Raw genomic sequence first — 17,476 nt, 5'->3', positions numbered from 1 at the left:
GGTGGACTGGTTCTGGGCATTCGTCTTCACGCAGGTCGTCGAGATCCCCATCTACGTCTATGGGCTCCGCGTCCGCGTGTACGAGGCATTTGGCGCGAGCGCGCTGACGCACCCGATCGTCTGGTTCGTCATTCCGAACCTCTGGGAGCGCATCTACCTCGCCGTGTTCGCGCCTCATCCCTCGTTATGGATCTCGGCTGTCCCGCGATACTGGATCATGGTGGTCATCGCCGAGACGTTCGCCGTGACCGCCGAGGCGGGGTATTTTCGTTTCATCGGTAAGAAAAAAACACTCGGGTGGGCGTTCGCCGCGAACATGGCGAGCGTCACCCTGGGTTTTGCGAGCCGCGCGCTCTTCGATTGGCCGTGACCGCCGGACGCACGCTCCCCTCCCCGCTCGAGGCCGCGACGCTCGATCCCGCGGAGGGGAGAGGCGTTCGGCCCGGCACGCTCGGCGAGGCGACGCTGCCCGCGCCCCCGATGAACACGCTCATCGCCCGCACCGGCAAGGACGACGGCGAGGACGAGAATGCCGAGGAGAGCGCGGCCATGCGGCGCATGCGCGTGGTCGATCCGGAGACGTATGCGGTGGAATCGGAGGTCGCGAAGGGCGGCATCGGTCGGATCCTGCGGGCGCACGACACGCACCTCGATCGCCCCGTCGCGCTGAAGGAGCTCATCACGCGCGACCCGCAGGCCGAGGAGCGGTTCATCCGCGAGGCGCGGATCACGGCGCGCCTGCAGCACCCCTCGATCGTGCCGCTCTACGAGGCAGGCGTCTGGCCCTCGGGCGAGCCGTTTTTCGCGATGAAGCTCGTCTCCGGCCGCTCGCTCGACCACTTCATCGCGGAGGCGAGCACGCTCGATCAACGCCTCGCCCTGCTCCCCCACGTGCTCGCGGTCGCCGAGGCGATGGCGTATGCGCATAACGAGCGCGTCATTCATCGCGACCTCAAGCCGCAAAACATCTTGCTCGGTCCGTTCGGCGAGACCGTGGTCATCGATTGGGGCCTCGCGAAGGATCTCGACGAGGAATCCTCCGAGCCGCCACCTTCGTCGAAGCTGCCGTCGAAGAGATTGTCTTCGCCGTCCTCGTCGGGATCGATGGCGCTCACCGTGCTCGGCGTGGTCATGGGCACGCCCGCGTACATGCCGCCCGAGCAGGCCGCGGGGCGCAGCGTGGACGAGCGCGCCGACGTGTATGCGATCGGCGCGATTCTGTACCACCTGCTCGCGGGCAAACCCTCCTACGAGGGCAACTACCCGATGGATATCGTCCGGCGCGTGCTGCGCGAGCCGCCGGCGCCCATCGAAAAGCTCCAGCCAGGCGTGCCGCGTGATCTCGTGACGATCGTGCAAAAGGCCATGGCACGGTCCAAGGCCGACCGATACCGGACGGCCGGCGAGCTCGCCGCGGACTTGCGCTGCTTCCAGACGGGGCAGATTGTCCGGGCACACCATTACTCGGCACGCGAGCGGCTCCTGCGGTTCGGCCGGCGCCATCGCGCGACGTTGCTCATGGCCTTTGCCGCGGCCCTCGCGCTCGCGGTCACGGGCGCGCTCGCGGTCGGACGCGTCCTCGACGCGCGCGACGAGGCGCGGCGCGAGCGCGACAGGGCCGCGGAGGCCGAGCGGCGGGAATCGGAGCGCGCCGATACGCTCACGCTCGTCGAGGCGCGCACGGCGGCCTCGCGCGATCCGCTCGCAGCGCTCGCCTGGCTCAAGACCCTCTCGGCGTCGTTCCGCGGGCATCGGCGCGAGCGGCTCGTGGCGGCGGACGCGATTTCGAGAGGCGTCCCGCTGCTCCTCCGGGGCCATATGGCGGGCATCAATCGCGGGGCCTTTTCGCCGGATGGCCGGTTCGTGGCCACGGCGAGCGACGACCGGACGCTCCGGCTCTGGGACGTGACGACGGCAAAGGCACGCGTGCTCGAAGGACATACCGACGAGGTCTGGGACGCGGCCTTCTCTCCCGATGGCTCCTGGCTCGCCAGCCGCAGCAAGGACACCACGGTCCGGCTCTGGAGCATGCAGACGAGCGAAACCACGGTCCTCGCGGGACACGCGGCGCCGCTCGGCGCGATTCAATTCTTCCCGGACGGGCGGCGCCTCGCCTCCCGGGGTCGTGATGGATCCGTATGCGTGTGGGACCTCGCTGCGAGGGAGTGCAAGCGTGCCTGGTCTGCAAGCGGCACGGAGCGACAGCTCGTCATTTCGCCGGACGGGCGCACCCTCGCGTTCGTGGGGGCAGGTTCGCTCGTTCTTTACGACGCCGACACCGGGTCGGAGCGCCGCTTCGAGGGCGAGGCGCAGGAGACGCAGGCCATCGCATTCTCGCCCGATGGAGCCCTCGTGGCTACGGGCGACCGGAAAGGAGACGTTCGATTGTGGGACGTCTCGACGGGTGAATCGAAGCGGCTCGAAGGCCACACCGCCATGGTGCGCGCGATCGTGTTTCTCCCGGACGGCTCGCGCTTCGTCTCCGCGGGCAACGACCGCGCCGTGCGCATCTGGGACGTCCGCACGGGGGAAGCGCGCGTGCTGAAGGGGCACGAGGGGACGATTTACACGCTCGCCCTGTCGCCGGACGGCAAGCACTTGTTGACCGGCTCCGCGGACCAGACCGCGCGCCTCTGGGACGTGGCCTCCGGGACGTCGCGGGTGTTCCGCGGCCCGAACGATTCCTTGTCGGATGTCGACTTTTCCCGCGACGGCAAGCGCGCGCTCGTCGCGAGTTACGACAACAGCCTGCGCGTCTATTCGCTCGAAGCCCTCCGCGACCGCGTCGTGGCCGTGCACGAGCGCGAGGCGGGCGTGATCGCCGTCTCGCCCGACGGGACGTGTGTCGCCTCGGGCAGCGCCGACGGGGCGGTCGTCTGGACGAACCTCGCGGACGGGACGACGCGGACGCTGGGCCAGCACGCGGGCGAGGTGCGGGGCGTCGCGTTTTCCCGCGACGGCGCGGCGATCGCCTCCGCGGGCGCGGACGGACGCGTGCGTGTCTTCAGCACGCAGGGCGCGGCGCTCTCGTTCGAGGCCCACGCCGGCGCGGCGAATGTCGTCCTGTTTTCGCCGGACGGCGCGCGCATCGTCTCCGCGGGCGAGGACGGGGCCATTCGAATGTTTCCCGCGAAGGGCGGCGAGGGGCAGATCCTCGCGCGGCATTCGGCGGCCGCGACAGCGCTTGCGTTTTCCCCGGACGGCGCACGCATCGCGTATTCGTTCGCCGATGGGCGGGTCGTCTTGCGTGAGGTCGCCACGGGCCGAGAAACGATTCTCGCCGGCCACCACGACGCGGTGCACGTGCTCGTGTTTTCCCCGGACGGAGGTCTGCTCGCGTCGGGCGGCATGGACCATTCCGTGCGGCTCTGGGACGTGACCACAGGCGCCGCGCGCCACGTCCTCGACGCGGCAGGGACAGGGCTCACGCGGCTCGTGTTTTTCCCGGACGGCAAACGATTCGCGACGCTCGGCGGCGAGGCCAACGTAAAACTGTGGAGCACGTCCGACGGCCGATTGCTCGACGTCCTGCGAGGATGTCGAGGCGTCGTCGCGGGGCTCGACGTCTCGCCCGAGGGCAGCCGGCTCGCGGCGGCGGGCGCGGACGGCGTCGTGCGGTCATGGGACCTCGAAGCGGGCGAGAGCCGGCTGCTCGAAGGGCACGAGGGCCACGTCTTCGCCGTGACGTTCGCCGAGGGAGGCCGATCCCTCGTCACGGCCGGAAAAGACCGGACCGTGCGGCGCTGGATGGACGATCTGCCCATGGAAGCGACGAGCATCCGCGCCTTCGTCGAGACCGCGACGCCGGAGACGGTCACGTCGCTCGGCCTTCACCCGGACAAACGCTGATCGTTCAGGCCTCGTTTTGCCCGCCGCGTGGCCGTTTTCGCGGCGGCCCGCCGCCGAACGAGGCTTCGGCGCCCGGCTCGGGCGGCGCCTCGTGGCCCGTACCGTAAGCGCGCAGGAATGCGTCGATGTGCTCGTCGGCGAATTTGTCCCATTCCAGCGGGCGTGTCTTCGCCCCGCCGAGCGAGCCTTGATGCAGGAGGACGACGAAGGGCGGCGCGACCAGCGCGAGGGCCATCTGCCGCACGTCCCCCGTGCGGAGCTCGCCCCGCGCCATGTGCCGCGCGAGGCGCGCCTCCACGCATTCGAGCGTCGGATCGAGCACCTCGCAGAGGTATTTCGGGCCGAGCGTGGGCTCCCGCAGGCCGCAGGCGAGGCCGATCGCGTGCACCTCCCCGACGCCGTTCCGGAAGCCGAGCTCCAGATAAAACAAAAACCCCCGCAGCGACGCGCGCACGGGCAGGAGCGGGCCCGTCGCGACCTCCAGCAAGTACCGCTGCCCGCGCTCGTGCCACAGCGAGAGCACCGCCGAGACCACGCCCTCGCGCGAGCCGAAATAATGACGCAGCGTCGCCACGCTCACCCCCGCGGACGCCGCCATTTCGCGGAAGCTCGCTCGTGGGCCGTCGGGCTCCGAGAGCCGCTTTTGCACGGCCGCGACGAGCGACGCGCGTGTCGCCTCGAAGTCCGGATTGCGTGAACCTGCGGGCCTGCCCATACCTTCGTTCGGTACTCTAGAACATCCATCCTCCAGTTCAAGCGTCGGGCGCGGCCCCCCTCTCGCGGGCCCGGCTCGACCGCCTTGACGACGCTCGAATTTTTCGTAACTCTTGCGTTCTACAAAACGGAGGCTTCCATGTTCGAGGGCTTCGCGAACGTCTGGACGCCGGTCTTGCCCGCGTGGGATCTGCGCGACGAGATCCGGCGCGTGCGGGTCGCCGGGGAGCCGATCTTGCTCTTCCGCGACGGGCGCGGAGATCCTGGCGCATGTCTCGATCGTTCGTCGTCTTCGCCGCCCGAGGTGATCACGCTGGAGGCTCGCCTGCCCGCGCGCGAGGCCCTCGGGCTCATCTGGATCTTCACGGGCCGCGAGACCCCGGCCGAGGGTCCGGCGTTGCCTGCGATCGATCCGGTGCGGCCTCTCGTGGTCCACGGAGAGACCTGGTCCGCGCCGTTTGCGCGCGTGCTCGAGGCGCTGCTCGATCCGGCGAACCTGCCCTTCACGTGGGCCCAAGGCGCGCCCGAAGAGCCCATGCTCGCGTTTCGCGCGCCCGGCTGCGTCGAGCTTTTTTTGCCGACGAACGTCCCCGAAAAGCGCACGCTGCTCTACTGCTTCCCCGAAACCGGAGCGACGACGCGTGTCCTCTTCTGCGCCACGCGCGCGCCGGGCGAGGACGACATGACCTCCTGGATCACCGAGTATTTCGCGGCCACGGACCTCGCCCGAGAGCGCGCCTCCAAGGCCGCCGCGATCGGCGCGGACGAGGGCTTGACAACGACCCGCGATTTCTTAGAACACATGGTGTAACAAAAACGGGAGGCAAACGTGTTCGAGAGCTTCGCGAACGTCTGGACCCCGGTCATCCTGGCCAAAGAGCTCGGGAAGAAGCCGCTTTCGGTGAAGGTCGCCGGCGAGACGATCGCCCTCTTCCGGGATGGAAAAGGCGGCGTCGGCGCGCTCCTCGATCGATGTCCGCACCGCGGCGTCGCGCTCTCGCTCGGCCAGATCGACGAGGACGGCTGTCTCGCGTGTCCTTTTCACGGCTGGGCGTTCCAGAAGGACGGCGCCTGCGCGAAGATCCCGCTGAACCAAGTCCCGCCGGAGAAACGCGCTCGTTATGGCGCGACGGCCGTGCCGGTGCGCGAGGTCGGGAGGCTTATCTGGATCTTCACAGGCCCCGATCCCGCCGGCACGGAGCCCGAGCCGCCACCCGTGCTGGTCGAGAAGGGGTGGCACGTCGGCTTCACCCAGGAGATCTGGAAGACGCACTGGACGCGGGCCATGGAAAACATGCTCGACACGCCCCACCTGCCTTTCATCCATCGCAAGAGCATCGGCCGCGAGGCCCGGAAAAAGCTCCGGCCGGACACGACGCTCGAGATGCGCATCGAGCCCGCTCCCTTCGGCGGCCTCATTTACTCGAAATGGGACTACGAGGAGGCCGAGAAGCAGTTCTTGAAGTGGCGCAAGCCGAACGCGATGGAGCTCCAGATCATGGACGATCCGAAGCGCCGGATGTCCCTGGCCGTCTATTGCATTCCGGTCGACGAGGGTCACACGAAGATGATGCTCGCCTCGGCGCGGACGTTCTTCGGCTCGGAGGTGCTCACGTGGATCGCCACGAAGTTCAACAACATCCTCGCCGAGGATCGGGAGGTGCTCGAAACGTCGAACCCGCCCGAGGTGCCGCCGCCGGGCGAGGAGCCGTCCGTCGCGACCGACGCGCCGACGCTGTTTTTCCGAAAGTATTACTTCCGTGAGCTGCGCGGCTCCACCTCGTCGCTCGTGCCCACGGGTCGGCTCGTCCGCAGGCCTGGCGCCGCCCAGCCGGAAGCCGAAGAAGCGGGCATGCCCGACGGCGCCGCCATCGTCCACTGACATCGGCCGCACATTCTTCATGTCCCGGGCGCCCGGAATGCGCTATCTCCCGGGCTGCCCGTGAGCCCGCCTGCCCTCGACCAACCGCACAATCCCCTCCGCCGCGCCACCATCCCGCATTTGCCCGCGCTCGATGGGTTGCGGGGCCTCGCCGTGCTCGGCGTGCTCTTGTTCCACGATGGAAGGCTCGACGGCGGGTATCTCGGCGTCGACCTGTTCTTCGTGCTGTCCGGATACCTCATCCACTCGCTCTTGCTCGCGGAGTGGAACAAGGCCGGGACGATCGATCTCAAGGCTTTCTGGATTCGCCGCGCGCGCCGCCTCTTCCCGGCGCTCCTCGCGCTCCTGCCGGTGGTCGCGGCGTATGCGCATCACCTCGCGAAACCCGAAGAGCTCGCTCGGATCCGCAAGGACGGGCTCGCCACGCTGGCGTACGTGGCGAACTGGCGCGCGATTTTCTCGGGGCGGAGCTACTGGGACATGTTCCAGGTGCCCTCGCCGCTCGAGCACACCTGGAGCCTCGCGATCGAGGAGCAATTTTACGTTGTCTGGCCGCTGCTCGCGTTCGGCGTGCTCTACCTCTCGCGGGGCTCGCGGCGGGTGATGCTCGGCGTGTCGCTCGCGCTCGCCGTGGTGTCGGGCGCGGTGATGGTTTGGCTGGGCAATCGGGTGGATACGTCGCGGGCCTACATGGGCACGGATACGCGCGGCGTGGCGATCCTCCTCGGCGCCTCGCTCGCGTGTTTGATGGCCGAGCGCGGGACGTCGAAGAACAAGTCGGTGGTGCGGGCGCTCGATGGGCTCGGGCTCGTCGCGGCGATCGGGCTCGGGGTGGCGTGGGTGAAGCTCGACGGGCAGAACCCGCTGCTCTACCGCGGAGGATTTTTCGGGACGGAGCTCTGCGTGCTCGTGCTCATCATGTGCGCGGCGCACGGCGAGCAGAGCCTCGTGGCGCGCGCGCTCGCGTTCCGCCCGGTGGCGTGGGTGGGGCTCGTGAGTTACGGGCTCTACCTCTGGCACTGGCCGATCTACGTGGTGCTGCGGCCGGAACGAATTGGTTTGTCCGGGCTCGGGCTCTCGGCGCTGAGGTACGCGACGACGTTCGGGGTGGCGCTGATCTCCTATCATTTCCTGGAGCAGCCGATCCGCAAGCGCGGCGCGCCGTTCGGGCGTCCGGCGGTCATGCTCTCGTCGTCGGTGGCGCTCTGCCTCGGCGCGCTGCTCGTCGGCACGCAGCATCGGGCGGTGATGCGGGTGGGGCTGCAGCTCTTGCCGTGGCCGGCGGCTCCGAACGCGGTGAAGATTCTGATCATCGGCGATTCGGTGGCGGAGTCGCTCGGCGAGCGCATGCAATCGGTGCAGGCGGGCACGGGGACGATCGTGAGCCAGCGAGGCACGCCGAATTGCAGCATCATGGAGGGAAAGCTGCCGACGCGCTCGCTGACGAACGAGCCGCACGCCGGCGGCGATTGCGGCAAGCGCTGGGCGAGCGACGTGGAGGAGCTACGCCCCGACGTGACGCTCGTGGTGCTCGGCGGGGGCTATTTCGCGCCGGTGGAGATCGACGGGCGCTGGCAGCACGTGTGCGAGGCGGAATGGGACGATGCGTACGCGGACGAGCTCGAGCGCAAGCTGAAGATCCTCGCGGACAAGAGCGGGCGGGTGTATCTGGCGCGCGTGCCGTATCCGGTGGGCGGGTGGCAGAGGCCGGGGCTGAACGCGCAGGTCGATTGCTACAATACGCTGCTGGAGCGGACGGCGAAGCGTGATGCGCGCGTGCGCATGTTCGACCTCGCGGCGCACCTCTGCCCCGGGGGACAATGCTCGATGGAGAGCGACGGGGCGGCGATCCGGCCGGATGGAATGCATTTCGCGGGGCCAGGGGCGAAGGAGATCGCGCGATGGGTGATCGAGCAGGTCAAAGAGCCGGTGCGGTAGGGCTTTTCCTCGCCCTCGCCGGTTGTGCCGGGTCCCCGCCGCCTGCCGCGGAAAACCCCGCCGCGGCCGCTCCTCCGGCGCCGCTCACGCAGGAGCGCATTCAGGCGCTCGTCGCCGAGGTCGCGCATCTGCGCGGATTGCCGCAACGCGCGCCCGTGCCGGTGTATTTGCTCGACGAACCGGCGTTTCTGGCGGCGCTGCGCGAGCGGGCCGAGCGGAAGGCGGCGGCGGCCGAGAACGAGGCGCGGAAGGCATTTCATCTGGCGTTCGATCTCCTGCCCGACGGAAAGCCGGGCGCCGCGCCGCCGAGCAGCACGCGCGAGGTGCTCGAAGAGCAAGTGCGCGGGTTTTACGATCACGAACAAAGGATCATCGTGGTGCGCGCGTCTCGGCCTCGAAACGAGGCCGAGGCCGAGAAAGAGCGTGCGATCCTCGCGCACGAGATCGAGCACGCGTTGCAGGATCAGAGCTTCGGTCGGCCGGATGTGCAGAAGCAGGCGACGATGGGCGCGGACGAGGTTCTCGCGTACGGATCGCTGCTCGAAGGCGATGCGATGCTCACGATGTTCGCGTATCTCGCGGCGGAGCGCGGCGTGCCATTCCAGCGCATGGTGCGACGGGCGGCGGACGTGATGCGTGATGTGCCGGCCGAGCGGTTCGTCGCCGGGGACGGGGACGCGGCGCTGTTTCGCGCGCTGCCGATCGTGCGCGAGCGGCTCCTCTTCCGGTATCACGCCGGTACGGCCATGGTCGCGGAGCTTTATCGCGCGGGTGGGCTCGATCTCGTCAATCGAATGTTCGTGTCGCCGCCGGTGTCGACCGAGCAGGTGATCCACCCCGAAAAATACCTCGCCGGGGAGCGGCCCGTCATGCTCGCGGCGCCGCGCGCGCCCGAGGGGTATCGGACGCTCGACGAAGGGACGCTCGGCGAGCTGGAGACACGTGTCGTGCTCGATCGATGTTCGCCATTGTCCGCCGCGGCGGCCGCGGGCTGGGGCGGCGATCGATACACGCTGGTTGCGGCGCCGAACGGCGGCGTGGGATTGCTGTGGAGCACGGCGTGGGATTCGGAGAGCGACGCGGCGGAGTTCGTCACAGCCATTCAATCGAGGCCCGGATGCCTGCGCGCGCTCTCGCTCGGGGCCACGTCGATCGACGGCGGGATCGTGGTGCGCGCCGAGAAAAACCGCGTGGCCGTGGTGCGTGGTTTGTCAGGGACGATCGCCGAGGCGGCCGCGAAGCAGATCCTCGACGCGCCGATCGCCGCGCCCGCGAGCCCGTCCGTGGCGCTGCCGTACCGGCTCCTGCCACGCGCGCCCTTGCCGCAGCGCGAGCCTGGCTTTCTCGTCGGTCACGATTATTTCAGCCGGTGGCTCGGCATCGCCGGGCGGATCCCGCTCGGATTGAACACGGTCGTCGGATACGAGGGGCTCGAGCTCCGGATCAGCCGCCCCGACGTGCTCGTCAGCGGGGCCCTGTTCGTCTCGGACCTCGTGACGACGCCGCGATTCCAGGAAAAACTCTTCGCCGACGTCGCGGGCGGGCTCGCGAAGGGCACGGAAGGAAAGCAGGTCGTGGCCGCGAGGACCGGACCCGTGGCGACGCCGCTCGGGGCCGGGATCGAGCGGTGGTGGACGATTGGAGAGACGGCGATCTCGGTGCGCGCGGTGATGGTCCCGATCTGCGGCGGGACGGGGTCGCTCGTGTTCCTGCAATCGACAAGCGACCCGATGGCGCAACGCACGCTCGACGGGTGGCTTCAATCGTTCCGCTGGAACACGAACGTAAAACCACCCGTCTGCGAGGCGCTCGATCCGCGCTGAGGCGGCTATTTTTTCTTCGATTCCTCGTGGAACGCGCGGAGCAGCTCGGCCTCGCGCTCGGGCGAGAGGCCCGCGCGGCGTTTGGCCTGGCGCTCCGGGGGCAATGCATTGAACCAGGCGAGCAGGTCCGTGACGGTCGTGTCGATCGGCCGGAACGTGAGGCCCGCCTTGCGCGCGCGGTCGACGTTGACGAGGTGGAAGCCCGCGCTCTCGCCCTCGGGCGGCGCCCAGATCGGCAGGTCGATCGGCTCGCCGCCGCCCGACTCCTTCGTCTTCAGCCACGCGGGCGGGACCCAGGTGAGCTTGACGTCGCTCTTCGGCGAGGCCTTCTTGCTGGCCTCGATCACACCGCCCATCGTGAGCGGCGCGCCCGGGCCCGTCGCATTGAAGACGCCGGTCGTGCCGTCCACGACGAGCTTGACGAGCCACTCGGCGAGGTCGCGGACGTCGATCACCTGAATGGGGTCGTTCGGCGTGCCGGGGACGAGCATTTCGCCGCCCTTCGCGACGCGGAGCGGCCAGTACGTGAATCGATCGGTGCCGTCCCCCGGGCCGACGATGTACCCGGGCCGCACATTGGCGACACGGCCCGGCATGGCTTTTTCGGCGGCCTGCTCGCAGAGCGCCTTCAAAGGGCCGTAATTCTCGAATTCCTTGCCCATGGTCTCGACCGTGGGATCGGCCATCGTCCCGACCGCCGCGGTCTCGTCCATGTTGGGCTTGGAGGTGTCCTTGTAGACCGAGATGCTGGAGATGAAGATGTATTGCTTGACGTTTTTCGCGAGCAGCTCCGCCGAGGCGCGGACGATGCGCGGGACGTAGCCCGAGGTGTCGATGACGGCGTCGAAGCTCCGGCCTTCGAGGGCTTTGAGGCCCTCGTCCTTGCTCGGGTCGCGGTTGCCGCGGAGCTTTTCGATGTCGGGGAAGAGCTCGGGGCGGGTCTTGCCGCGATTGAAGAGGGTGATGGCGAATCCGCGCGCCCGCGCCGCCTCGACGACGGCAGGCCCGACGAACCCCGTGCCGCCGAGGATGAGCAGGCTTTTTTTCTGGTTCGTCGGGGGCGGAGGCGCCGCGCCCGCGCCCGCCGCGCCCGCAGGATCCGCGGGCGGCGTGGGGGGCTGGGACGCGCAGCCGAGGGTCGTGGACGCGGCCGCGGCGAGCGAGCCGACGAGGAACGAGCGACGTTTGATCATGGCGAGGGATGGACGACGGCGCAGGAGGGTTGTGAACGACGATCGTGAAGTCCGCGATCAGCCGCCTTCGTTGATGCGGGCGATGAGGGTCTGGAGGACGTCGTCGGCCTTGTCGTTGTCGATCTGGCAGGTGCCGGCCGCCTCGTGCCCGCCGCCGCCGTATTCGAGCATGAGCGTGCCGACGTTCGTCTTGCTGCTGCGGTCGAGGATCGATTTGCCGGTGGCGAAGACGGTGTTCTGCTTCTTGAGGCCCCACATCACGTGGATCGAGATGTTGCACTCCGGGTGGAGCGCGTAGATCACGAAACGGTTGCCCGCCCAGATCGTCTCCTCGTTCCGGAGGTCGAGCACGACGAGGTTCTTGTGCACCGTGGAGCAGCGGCGGATCTGCTCCTTGAACCGCTTCTCGTGCTCGAAATACATGTCGACGCGCTCCTTGACGTCCGGCATCTCGAGGATCTCCTCGACCGAATGCTGCAGACACGCGTCGATGAGGCGCATCATGAGGTCGTAGTTCGAGATGCGGAACTGTCGGAATCGGCCAAGGCCGGTGCGCGCATCCATGAGGTAGTTGAGGAGGACCCAGCCCTTCGGCGAGAGGATCTCGTCGCGGGAGAATTGCGCGGCGTCGGCCTTGTCGACGGCCTCCATCATCTCGTCGGGGATGTCGGCAAACCTCTCTTTGCCGCCGTAATGGCGAAAGACGACACGCGCGGCGGAGGGGGCGTGGGGGTCGATGATGTGGTTTTGGCGCTTGCCGACCCGCTGCGTCTCGCTCGCGTGGTGATCGAAGGCGAGGTGGACGCCCTCGACGTACGGGAGGTTCGTCGTGATGTCCCGATCGGTGACGGGGACCTTGCCGTCCTGCATGTCCTTCGGGTGGACGAACTTGATTTCGTCGAGGATGCCGAGCTTCTTCAAGAGGACGGCGCACACGAGGCCGTCGAAGTCGCTCCGCGTCACCAGCCGGTACTTTTCCGCCATGATCTGCCCTCCGGACCGCTTTTCGCGCCGGAGGATAACCGAGGCCGCGCGCGCGGGGAAGCCCCGAGAATCAGGGTTCCTTGTTACTGCACCAGGGCTCGGCGCTCGCCGTGGAGAGGACGACCTCGCCCGAGCCGGCCGTGAGGTCGACCATGCCCTCCCAGACGAGCGTGACGGGCGGGTCGTCGTCCGTCACGTTGCGCATGATGCGCAGCGATATCGTGGAGCTCTCGACAGGCGCGATGTCGGCCGCATAATCGAAGACGCACATGCAGCCGCAGCGTGCCTCGCTGCCGTCCTCGAGTTTTTCCGGGGCGTCGGTCTGCGTGACGACGTGGACACCGTTCTCGACGGCGACGTCGATGGAGTGCTCGCCGCAGCAATTGAGCTGGATGCGCGCGTCGAGGAAGCCCAGCGTGCGCGTTTCGGGGTCGTAATTCCAGAGGAGGCGCTCGGCCTCGCAATACGTGGCCGGATCGGGGGACGGCGGGATCTTCGCGCTCTCCGAGCCGCCGAGGAAGCCGCCACACGCGCTGATCGAGGGTGTGACGTCGAGCGAAGAGGCGGGAGGCGTATTGTTGCTGCTGCTCTCACCCTCGCCGCTGCTGCAGGCGAGGAAGGAGGTCGCGGAAAGGATCAGAATTCCAAGGATACCAAGCATTTTCATCGTGTGTCTCCAGATCAAGCGGGCGTCGGGGTGCGATGCCCATAACGAATGGACACGAGCAGGCGCGACACGTCAAGGCAGTCGCACGGGCTCCGCGGCGAAAAGCGCGCTTGACGCGAAGGCCGGGGCTGAGTACCGCGAGAGATCGTGCACGCCAAAGATCCGATCTACCTCGACTACAACGCGTCCACGCCGCTCTTGCCCGAGGTGGTCGACGCCATGCTGCCCTGGCTGCGCGGCGGATTCGGCAATCCGTCGAGCAGCCACGTGTACGGCAGGCGCGCGCGGGCCGCGATCGAGGCGGCGCGCGTGGAGGTCGCGGCGCTCGTCGGATGCACGCCGGAAGAGCTCGTCTTCACGTCGGGCGGGACCGAGGCGAATAACCTCGCGATCCGAGGCGTGGCCGAGGCGCTGCCCGATCGAAGGCACATGATCACGTCGTCGATCGAGCATCCAGCGACGTCGAAGCTCTGCGCTTGGCTCGCGCGGCACGGGCATCGCATAGAGGTGGTGGGCGTCGACGCGGAGGGGCGGGTGCGCGCCGAGGAGATTGCCGCGAAGCTCGGGGACGAGACCGGCGTGATCACGGTGATGCACGCGAACAACGAGACGGGCGTGATCCAGCCAATCGAGGAGATCACGCGGGCGGCGTGGCGCGCGGGCGCGGTCGTGCACACGGACGCGGCGCAATCGGTGGGCAAGGTGCCGATCGACGTGGGCGCGCTCGGGGTGGATTTGCTGTCGATCGCAGGGCACAAGCTGTACGCGCCGAAGGGCGTGGGGGCGCTGTTCATCCGGAAAGACCTGCCGATCGCGCCGTTCATGCTGGGCGCGGGGCACGAGCGGGGAATCCGGCCCGGGACGGAGAACGTGCCGTCGCTCGTGGGGCTCGGGGTCGCGGCGAAGATGGCCATGCGCGACCTCGCGGCGGAGAGCGCGCGGGTGTGCGTTTTACGTGACAATCTGTTTGTCCTGCTCCGGGAGCGGGTGCCGGGGCTCGCGCTGAATGGGCATCCGGAGAAACGATTGCCGAATACGTTGAACGTGCGGTTCCCGCGGGTGAGCGGGACGGCGCTGCTCGCGCAGGCGGAGGAGGTGGCGGCGTCGACGGGTTCGGCTTGCCACGACGGGCACGAATCGGCGTCGAGCGTGATCCTCGCGATGGGCGTGAAGCCGGAGGAGGCGATCGGTTCGGTGCGATTGACGCTCGGGCGAGGGACGACGGAGGCGGAGATCGTGCGGGCCGCCGAGGTGCTCGCGGCGGCGTGGATCAAGCTTTCGCGGTAGGCTTTTCAGCGCGCCACGCAATGGAGCGAGTGCGCGCGGACGAGCTCGTCCCGGCGCGTCGCCGTGAGCGAAGGCCCAAGCTTCGTGACGAGCTGGCCCTCGCGCCGGCAATACGCCGCATCGTAAAACTCCGCATTCGTCGAGAGCAGCGCCGTCGCCGCGTCGTCGTGCTTCTGCTGCTGGATGTAAAGCTCCGCGAGGGAGGCGACCATGGCGAGGGCATTCGTGCGTTCGTCGCCCTTGTCCCCGCTCGCTCTCTTGAAAAAATCGAACGCGGCGCTCGGCCGTCCCGCGTCGGCATACACAGTGACGAGGCTCGCGCGGGTGGGTGCGGCGAGCGAGGCCGCGCATGGCGCGCCCGGCTCTTTCGCCACGGCGTCGGCGACCTTCTTCAGCGAGGAGAGCGCCTGCGGGTGGTCGCCTTTTTGCCGGTAGATCTCGGCGAGGCGGAAGTGCGCCACGAGCCAGGCGGTGTTGGTGGGCATGGCGAATTTGACCACATCGAGGTACGACTGCTCGGCGAAATCGAGGCTTATGGGGTCCTCCTGGCCATTCTTGAAGAAGCGCTCGCCGAACCCGACATAGACGAGCGGGATGTAGGGCGATTGCGGGTAGTATTGCTGGATGAAGTGCAGGTACCCGTTGTTCGCCTCGTTCCTGTTGCCCGCCCGCTCGGCGGCGAGGGCCTGGGCATATTTCGACCCCTCGGGCGAGGCCTTCACGCGCTCGGGCAAACCCCGGCCGTCCCGCAGCCGCTCGATGCAGGTATCGACCGGCTCGACGGTCGTCTTCTCGTCCTCGGGCCCCTGCGCGAGCAAGAGCGGCGCCGCGGAGCCCGCGCCCACCTCGACGACGGGCGCCTTCGCGGGCTCCTGCTGCGCGGAGGGCCCGCCGCCACACGCGGACACGAGAAGCAAAAGCGAGACGAGGGGCGAAGCGAGGGCGCGCATGGATTCGAGCTTAGAACATCGTCCCGCGGGGCGAAATGAGGTTTCAGGCGGGCCGGCGCTTCGGGGTCGGAGGCGGCTCGGCGAGGTCGAAGGGCGTGGGAGCGATTTCGCGGACGGAGAGGTCCGGATCGAACAGCCAGGTGCGCACGACGGAGGCTTCGAGGTCGAGGAGGCCGAAGCTCGGGTCGTGATCGCGATACAACGTGCCGGCGTTGACGAAGAGGCGATCCTCGATGGGGCGCACGAGCCGTCGGTGGGTATGACCATTGAGGACAAACCGCATCGAGGTCGTCCGGAGGAGCCGCTTCAGCGACGGGTCGTGGCGGAGCCAGGTGTCCGGATCCCACGGCGAAACGCCGGCCATGTCGTCCTCGCCGAGGCCGTGGCAAAGCAAGATCGAGCCGGCGATCGTGGGGATTTCGACCATCGTCGGCAAAGAAGCGAGGTGGGTCCGCGCCGGTTCGGAGACCCGATCGCGGCCGTGCGCGTCGGGCAGGTCGCGCATGTCGTTCGCGAGAAACCACCGCTCGTGGTTGCCGCGTACCGTGACGACCCGGTGCTCGCGGAGCAGGTCGACCACGCGTTCGAGGTCGCCTTTGCCGTCGACGATGTCCCCGACGCACGCGAGCGCCTCGGCGCCCTCGGCCTCGAGGACGTCGATGGCACGCGCGAGCCGTTCGTCCTCGGCGTGGACGTCGCCCAGAAAACCGACGCGGCGCAGGGTCGTCACGGTGAGATCCTACATGACAGACCTCCACGAGGCATGTGGTCCGTCCCGGTTGAAACGTGGACATTGCGCACCGCGGCATACCCTGTCATTCTGAGGCGATGCAGCAGCCGAGCCGAACGGCGAGGATGGTGGCGGCCCTCCGAGCACGAGCGACGGAGCGAGAAACGCCGCTCTGCGACGATCCGTTCGCCCGCACGCTCGCCGGTCCCGGCGGGTTCGAGGACGCGACGCGTTACGAGCAAGGCTATCCGCACATCGAACTCTTCGTGGCGCTGCGCACGGCGCTCTTCGACCGCGAGACGCGGCGCTGGCTTGCGCGAGGGTGTACCCAGGTGGTTCTGCTCGGTGCGGGGCTCGATACCCGCGCCGCGCGGCTCGGGCGGAAAGGCGTGCGGTTCTTCGAGGTGGATCACCCGACGACGCAGGCGGACAAACTCGCGCGTCTCTCCGCGTTGCCCGGGTATCCGTTCGAGAATGCGACGTACGTGCCGTGTGATTTCGCGTTGCACGATTTCGTGGAGCGGCTCGATTCGAGCGGGTTTCGCGCGGACAACCCGGCGCTCCTGATCTGGGAAGGCGTGACGTATTACCTGGAAGAACCGGCCGTGCGGGCGACGCTGCGGCGCATCGCGGAAAAGCTGCACCCGAGCTCGGTGATCCTGTTCGACCACGTGGGCAAACGCATGGGCCAGGGGAACGTGCGCGACGCGTCGTCGATCGCAGCGCGCGACGGCGTTGCGGAGATGGGCGAGCCGGTGGTGTTCGGGATCGATCATGTGCTGCCGATGCTCTACGAAGAGGGGTTTCGGCACGCGCGATGTGCTTCGTTCGACGAGATCGCGCTGAACCTGACGGGGACGTACGACCGGGCGCGGACGTTCCGGTTCCAGCACGCGGTCGTGGCGAGCGTGGCCGAAGACGTGTGGGCGTGAAGGTTAGCCGCTGTTCTTGATCACGTCCTTCAGCTGCTCGATGTAGCGAACGACCTCGGGCTCGCGCGCGGGGGAGACGTCGAGCCAGACGAGCGCCTGGCGCAGGTCGGTCCGGGCAAACATGCGGTAGATCTGGGACGCGTCGGGCCCGCCGCGCGCGCCGAGCCCGCCGAGGAAGCGGCTCGCACGCGCGTGCTCCATCGCGCTCAAGGCGTTCGTGACGACACGCGCGAAGAGCGATTCGCTGAGGATCGCGGCGCGCGCGGAGTCCCTGCTGAACGTTCGTACGCGCTCGTCGAGGATGTGGCGCTGCGCCGCCGTCGGCGCGCCGCCCTCGGTGCAGACGAGGAGGCGAGAGCGGCCGTTCGCGCGGTGATGGACTTCCCACGCCTCGATGTACGCCTTCCACTCGGGATCGGTCGGCGGTTGCTCGGAATGCGCGAGCACGAGCAGCTCGCCGAGCGTTCCGAACGCGAGCCTCTTCTTCATCGCGACGCAGGATACCGCAGGGCAAGGCTCCTCCCACG

General features: G+C 68.4%; 15 protein-coding genes. 8 read left to right on the top strand and 7 right to left on the bottom strand.

Annotated features, from left to right (window positions below; all coding sequences use genetic code 11):
• Position 1: 1 nt before the first annotated feature.
• Positions 2-370, top strand: coding sequence for a hypothetical protein (locus KEG38_RS05700; RefSeq protein WP_272418012.1), 369 nt, complete (start codon positions 2-4; stop codon positions 368-370).
• Positions 367-3,849, top strand: coding sequence for a WD40 repeat domain-containing serine/threonine-protein kinase (locus KEG38_RS05695; RefSeq protein WP_272418011.1), 3,483 nt, complete (start codon positions 367-369; stop codon positions 3,847-3,849). Before KEG38_RS05700 ends, KEG38_RS05695 begins: the two co-directional genes overlap by 4 nt.
• A 4-nt stretch (positions 3,850-3,853) precedes the next feature.
• Here KEG38_RS05695 and KEG38_RS05690 read toward each other — a convergent pair whose 3' ends face one another.
• Positions 3,854-4,564 carry a TetR/AcrR family transcriptional regulator gene (locus KEG38_RS05690; RefSeq protein WP_272418010.1) on the bottom strand — a complete coding sequence of 237 codons (711 nt, stop codon included), beginning with the start codon at positions 4,562-4,564 and terminating at the stop codon, positions 3,854-3,856.
• 84 nt (positions 4,565-4,648) lie between these two features.
• Here KEG38_RS05690 and KEG38_RS05685 point away from each other — a divergent pair, with 84 nt between their 5' ends.
• From KEG38_RS05685 to KEG38_RS05670, 4 genes are read left to right on the top strand one after another with little or no spacing between them, the layout of a single operon-like run.
• A complete protein-coding gene (locus tag KEG38_RS05685; RefSeq protein ID WP_272418009.1) occupies positions 4,649-5,374 on the top strand; it encodes a Rieske (2Fe-2S) protein in 726 nt (241 codons plus the stop codon).
• Positions 5,375-5,392: 18 nt separating this feature from the next.
• Positions 5,393-6,445 carry a Rieske 2Fe-2S domain-containing protein gene (locus KEG38_RS55425; RefSeq protein WP_272418008.1) on the top strand — a complete coding sequence of 351 codons (1,053 nt, stop codon included), beginning with the start codon at positions 5,393-5,395 and terminating at the stop codon, positions 6,443-6,445.
• A gap of 60 nt (positions 6,446-6,505) precedes the next feature.
• Positions 6,506-8,383, top strand: a complete 1,878-nt coding sequence (locus tag KEG38_RS05675) for an acyltransferase family protein (protein ID WP_272418007.1) — start codon at positions 6,506-6,508, stop codon at positions 8,381-8,383.
• Positions 8,347-10,206 (top strand): hypothetical protein, encoded by a 1,860-nt coding sequence (locus tag KEG38_RS05670; RefSeq protein ID WP_272418006.1) that lies wholly within the window; start codon positions 8,347-8,349, stop codon positions 10,204-10,206. Before KEG38_RS05675 ends, KEG38_RS05670 begins: the two co-directional genes overlap by 37 nt.
• Before the next feature lie 5 nt (positions 10,207-10,211).
• Here the strand turns inward: KEG38_RS05670 and KEG38_RS05665 are convergent, their stop codons facing one another.
• The 3 genes from KEG38_RS05665 to KEG38_RS05655 form a co-directional block, all read right to left on the bottom strand.
• Positions 10,212-11,399: an NAD-dependent epimerase/dehydratase family protein gene (locus KEG38_RS05665; RefSeq protein ID WP_272418005.1), complete on the bottom strand. Its 1,188-nt coding sequence runs from the start codon at positions 11,397-11,399 to the stop codon at positions 10,212-10,214.
• A gap of 57 nt (positions 11,400-11,456) precedes the next feature.
• On the bottom strand, positions 11,457-12,383 hold the full coding sequence (locus KEG38_RS05660) for an exopolyphosphatase (RefSeq protein WP_272418004.1): 927 nt from the start codon (positions 12,381-12,383) through the stop codon (positions 11,457-11,459).
• A gap of 70 nt (positions 12,384-12,453) precedes the next feature.
• Positions 12,454-13,050 carry a hypothetical protein gene (locus KEG38_RS05655; RefSeq protein ID WP_272418002.1) on the bottom strand — a complete coding sequence of 199 codons (597 nt, stop codon included), beginning with the start codon at positions 13,048-13,050 and terminating at the stop codon, positions 12,454-12,456.
• A gap of 147 nt (positions 13,051-13,197) precedes the next feature.
• Here KEG38_RS05655 and KEG38_RS05650 point away from each other — a divergent pair, with 147 nt between their 5' ends.
• Positions 13,198-14,337 (top strand): cysteine desulfurase family protein, encoded by a 1,140-nt coding sequence (locus tag KEG38_RS05650; protein ID WP_272418001.1) that lies wholly within the window; start codon positions 13,198-13,200, stop codon positions 14,335-14,337.
• A gap of 5 nt (positions 14,338-14,342) precedes the next feature.
• On the opposite strand, the gene KEG38_RS05645 is transcribed toward KEG38_RS05650, so the two are convergent.
• Both KEG38_RS05645 and KEG38_RS05640 read right to left on the bottom strand, forming a co-directional pair.
• Positions 14,343-15,287 carry a tetratricopeptide repeat protein gene (locus KEG38_RS05645; protein WP_272418000.1) on the bottom strand — a complete coding sequence of 315 codons (945 nt, stop codon included), beginning with the start codon at positions 15,285-15,287 and terminating at the stop codon, positions 14,343-14,345.
• 43 nt (positions 15,288-15,330) lie between these two features.
• Entirely contained in the window at positions 15,331-16,017 is a 687-nt protein-coding gene (locus KEG38_RS05640; RefSeq protein WP_272417999.1) for a metallophosphoesterase family protein, read from the bottom strand.
• Between the two features lie 98 nt (positions 16,018-16,115).
• Here KEG38_RS05640 and KEG38_RS05635 point away from each other — a divergent pair, with 98 nt between their 5' ends.
• Positions 16,116-16,949 carry a class I SAM-dependent methyltransferase gene (locus KEG38_RS05635; protein WP_272417998.1) on the top strand — a complete coding sequence of 278 codons (834 nt, stop codon included), beginning with the start codon at positions 16,116-16,118 and terminating at the stop codon, positions 16,947-16,949.
• A gap of 3 nt (positions 16,950-16,952) precedes the next feature.
• Here the strand turns inward: KEG38_RS05635 and KEG38_RS05630 are convergent, their stop codons facing one another.
• Positions 16,953-17,438 carry a hypothetical protein gene (locus KEG38_RS05630; protein ID WP_272417997.1) on the bottom strand — a complete coding sequence of 162 codons (486 nt, stop codon included), beginning with the start codon at positions 17,436-17,438 and terminating at the stop codon, positions 16,953-16,955.
• Positions 17,439-17,476 lie beyond the last annotated feature (38 nt).

Origin of the sequence: Polyangium jinanense (assembly GCF_028435265.1) — a bacterium.
Lineage (GTDB): Bacteria > Myxococcota_A > Polyangia > Polyangiales > Polyangiaceae > Polyangium > Polyangium jinanense.
Note: the sequence above shows the minus strand (reverse complement) of the source record. Positions and strands in the feature narration are given on the sequence as shown.

Excerpts from the sequence above, each read along its gene's own strand:
- KEG38_RS05690 (WP_272418010.1), bottom strand. The coding sequence starts at position 4,564 with ATGGGCAGGCCCGCAGGTTCACGCAATCCGGACTTCGAGGCGACACGC.
- KEG38_RS05670 (WP_272418006.1), top strand. The coding sequence starts at position 8,347 with ATGGGTGATCGAGCAGGTCAAAGAGCCGGTGCGGTAGGGCTTTTCCTC.
- KEG38_RS05665 (WP_272418005.1), bottom strand. The coding sequence starts at position 11,399 with ATGATCAAACGTCGCTCGTTCCTCGTCGGCTCGCTCGCCGCGGCCGCG.
- KEG38_RS05660 (WP_272418004.1), bottom strand. The coding sequence starts at position 12,383 with ATGGCGGAAAAGTACCGGCTGGTGACGCGGAGCGACTTCGACGGCCTC.
- KEG38_RS05655 (WP_272418002.1), bottom strand. The coding sequence starts at position 13,050 with ATGAAAATGCTTGGTATCCTTGGAATTCTGATCCTTTCCGCGACCTCC.
- KEG38_RS05645 (WP_272418000.1), bottom strand. The coding sequence starts at position 15,287 with ATGCGCGCCCTCGCTTCGCCCCTCGTCTCGCTTTTGCTTCTCGTGTCC.
- KEG38_RS05635 (WP_272417998.1), top strand. The coding sequence starts at position 16,116 with ATGCAGCAGCCGAGCCGAACGGCGAGGATGGTGGCGGCCCTCCGAGCA.
- KEG38_RS05630 (WP_272417997.1), bottom strand. The coding sequence starts at position 17,438 with ATGAAGAAGAGGCTCGCGTTCGGAACGCTCGGCGAGCTGCTCGTGCTC.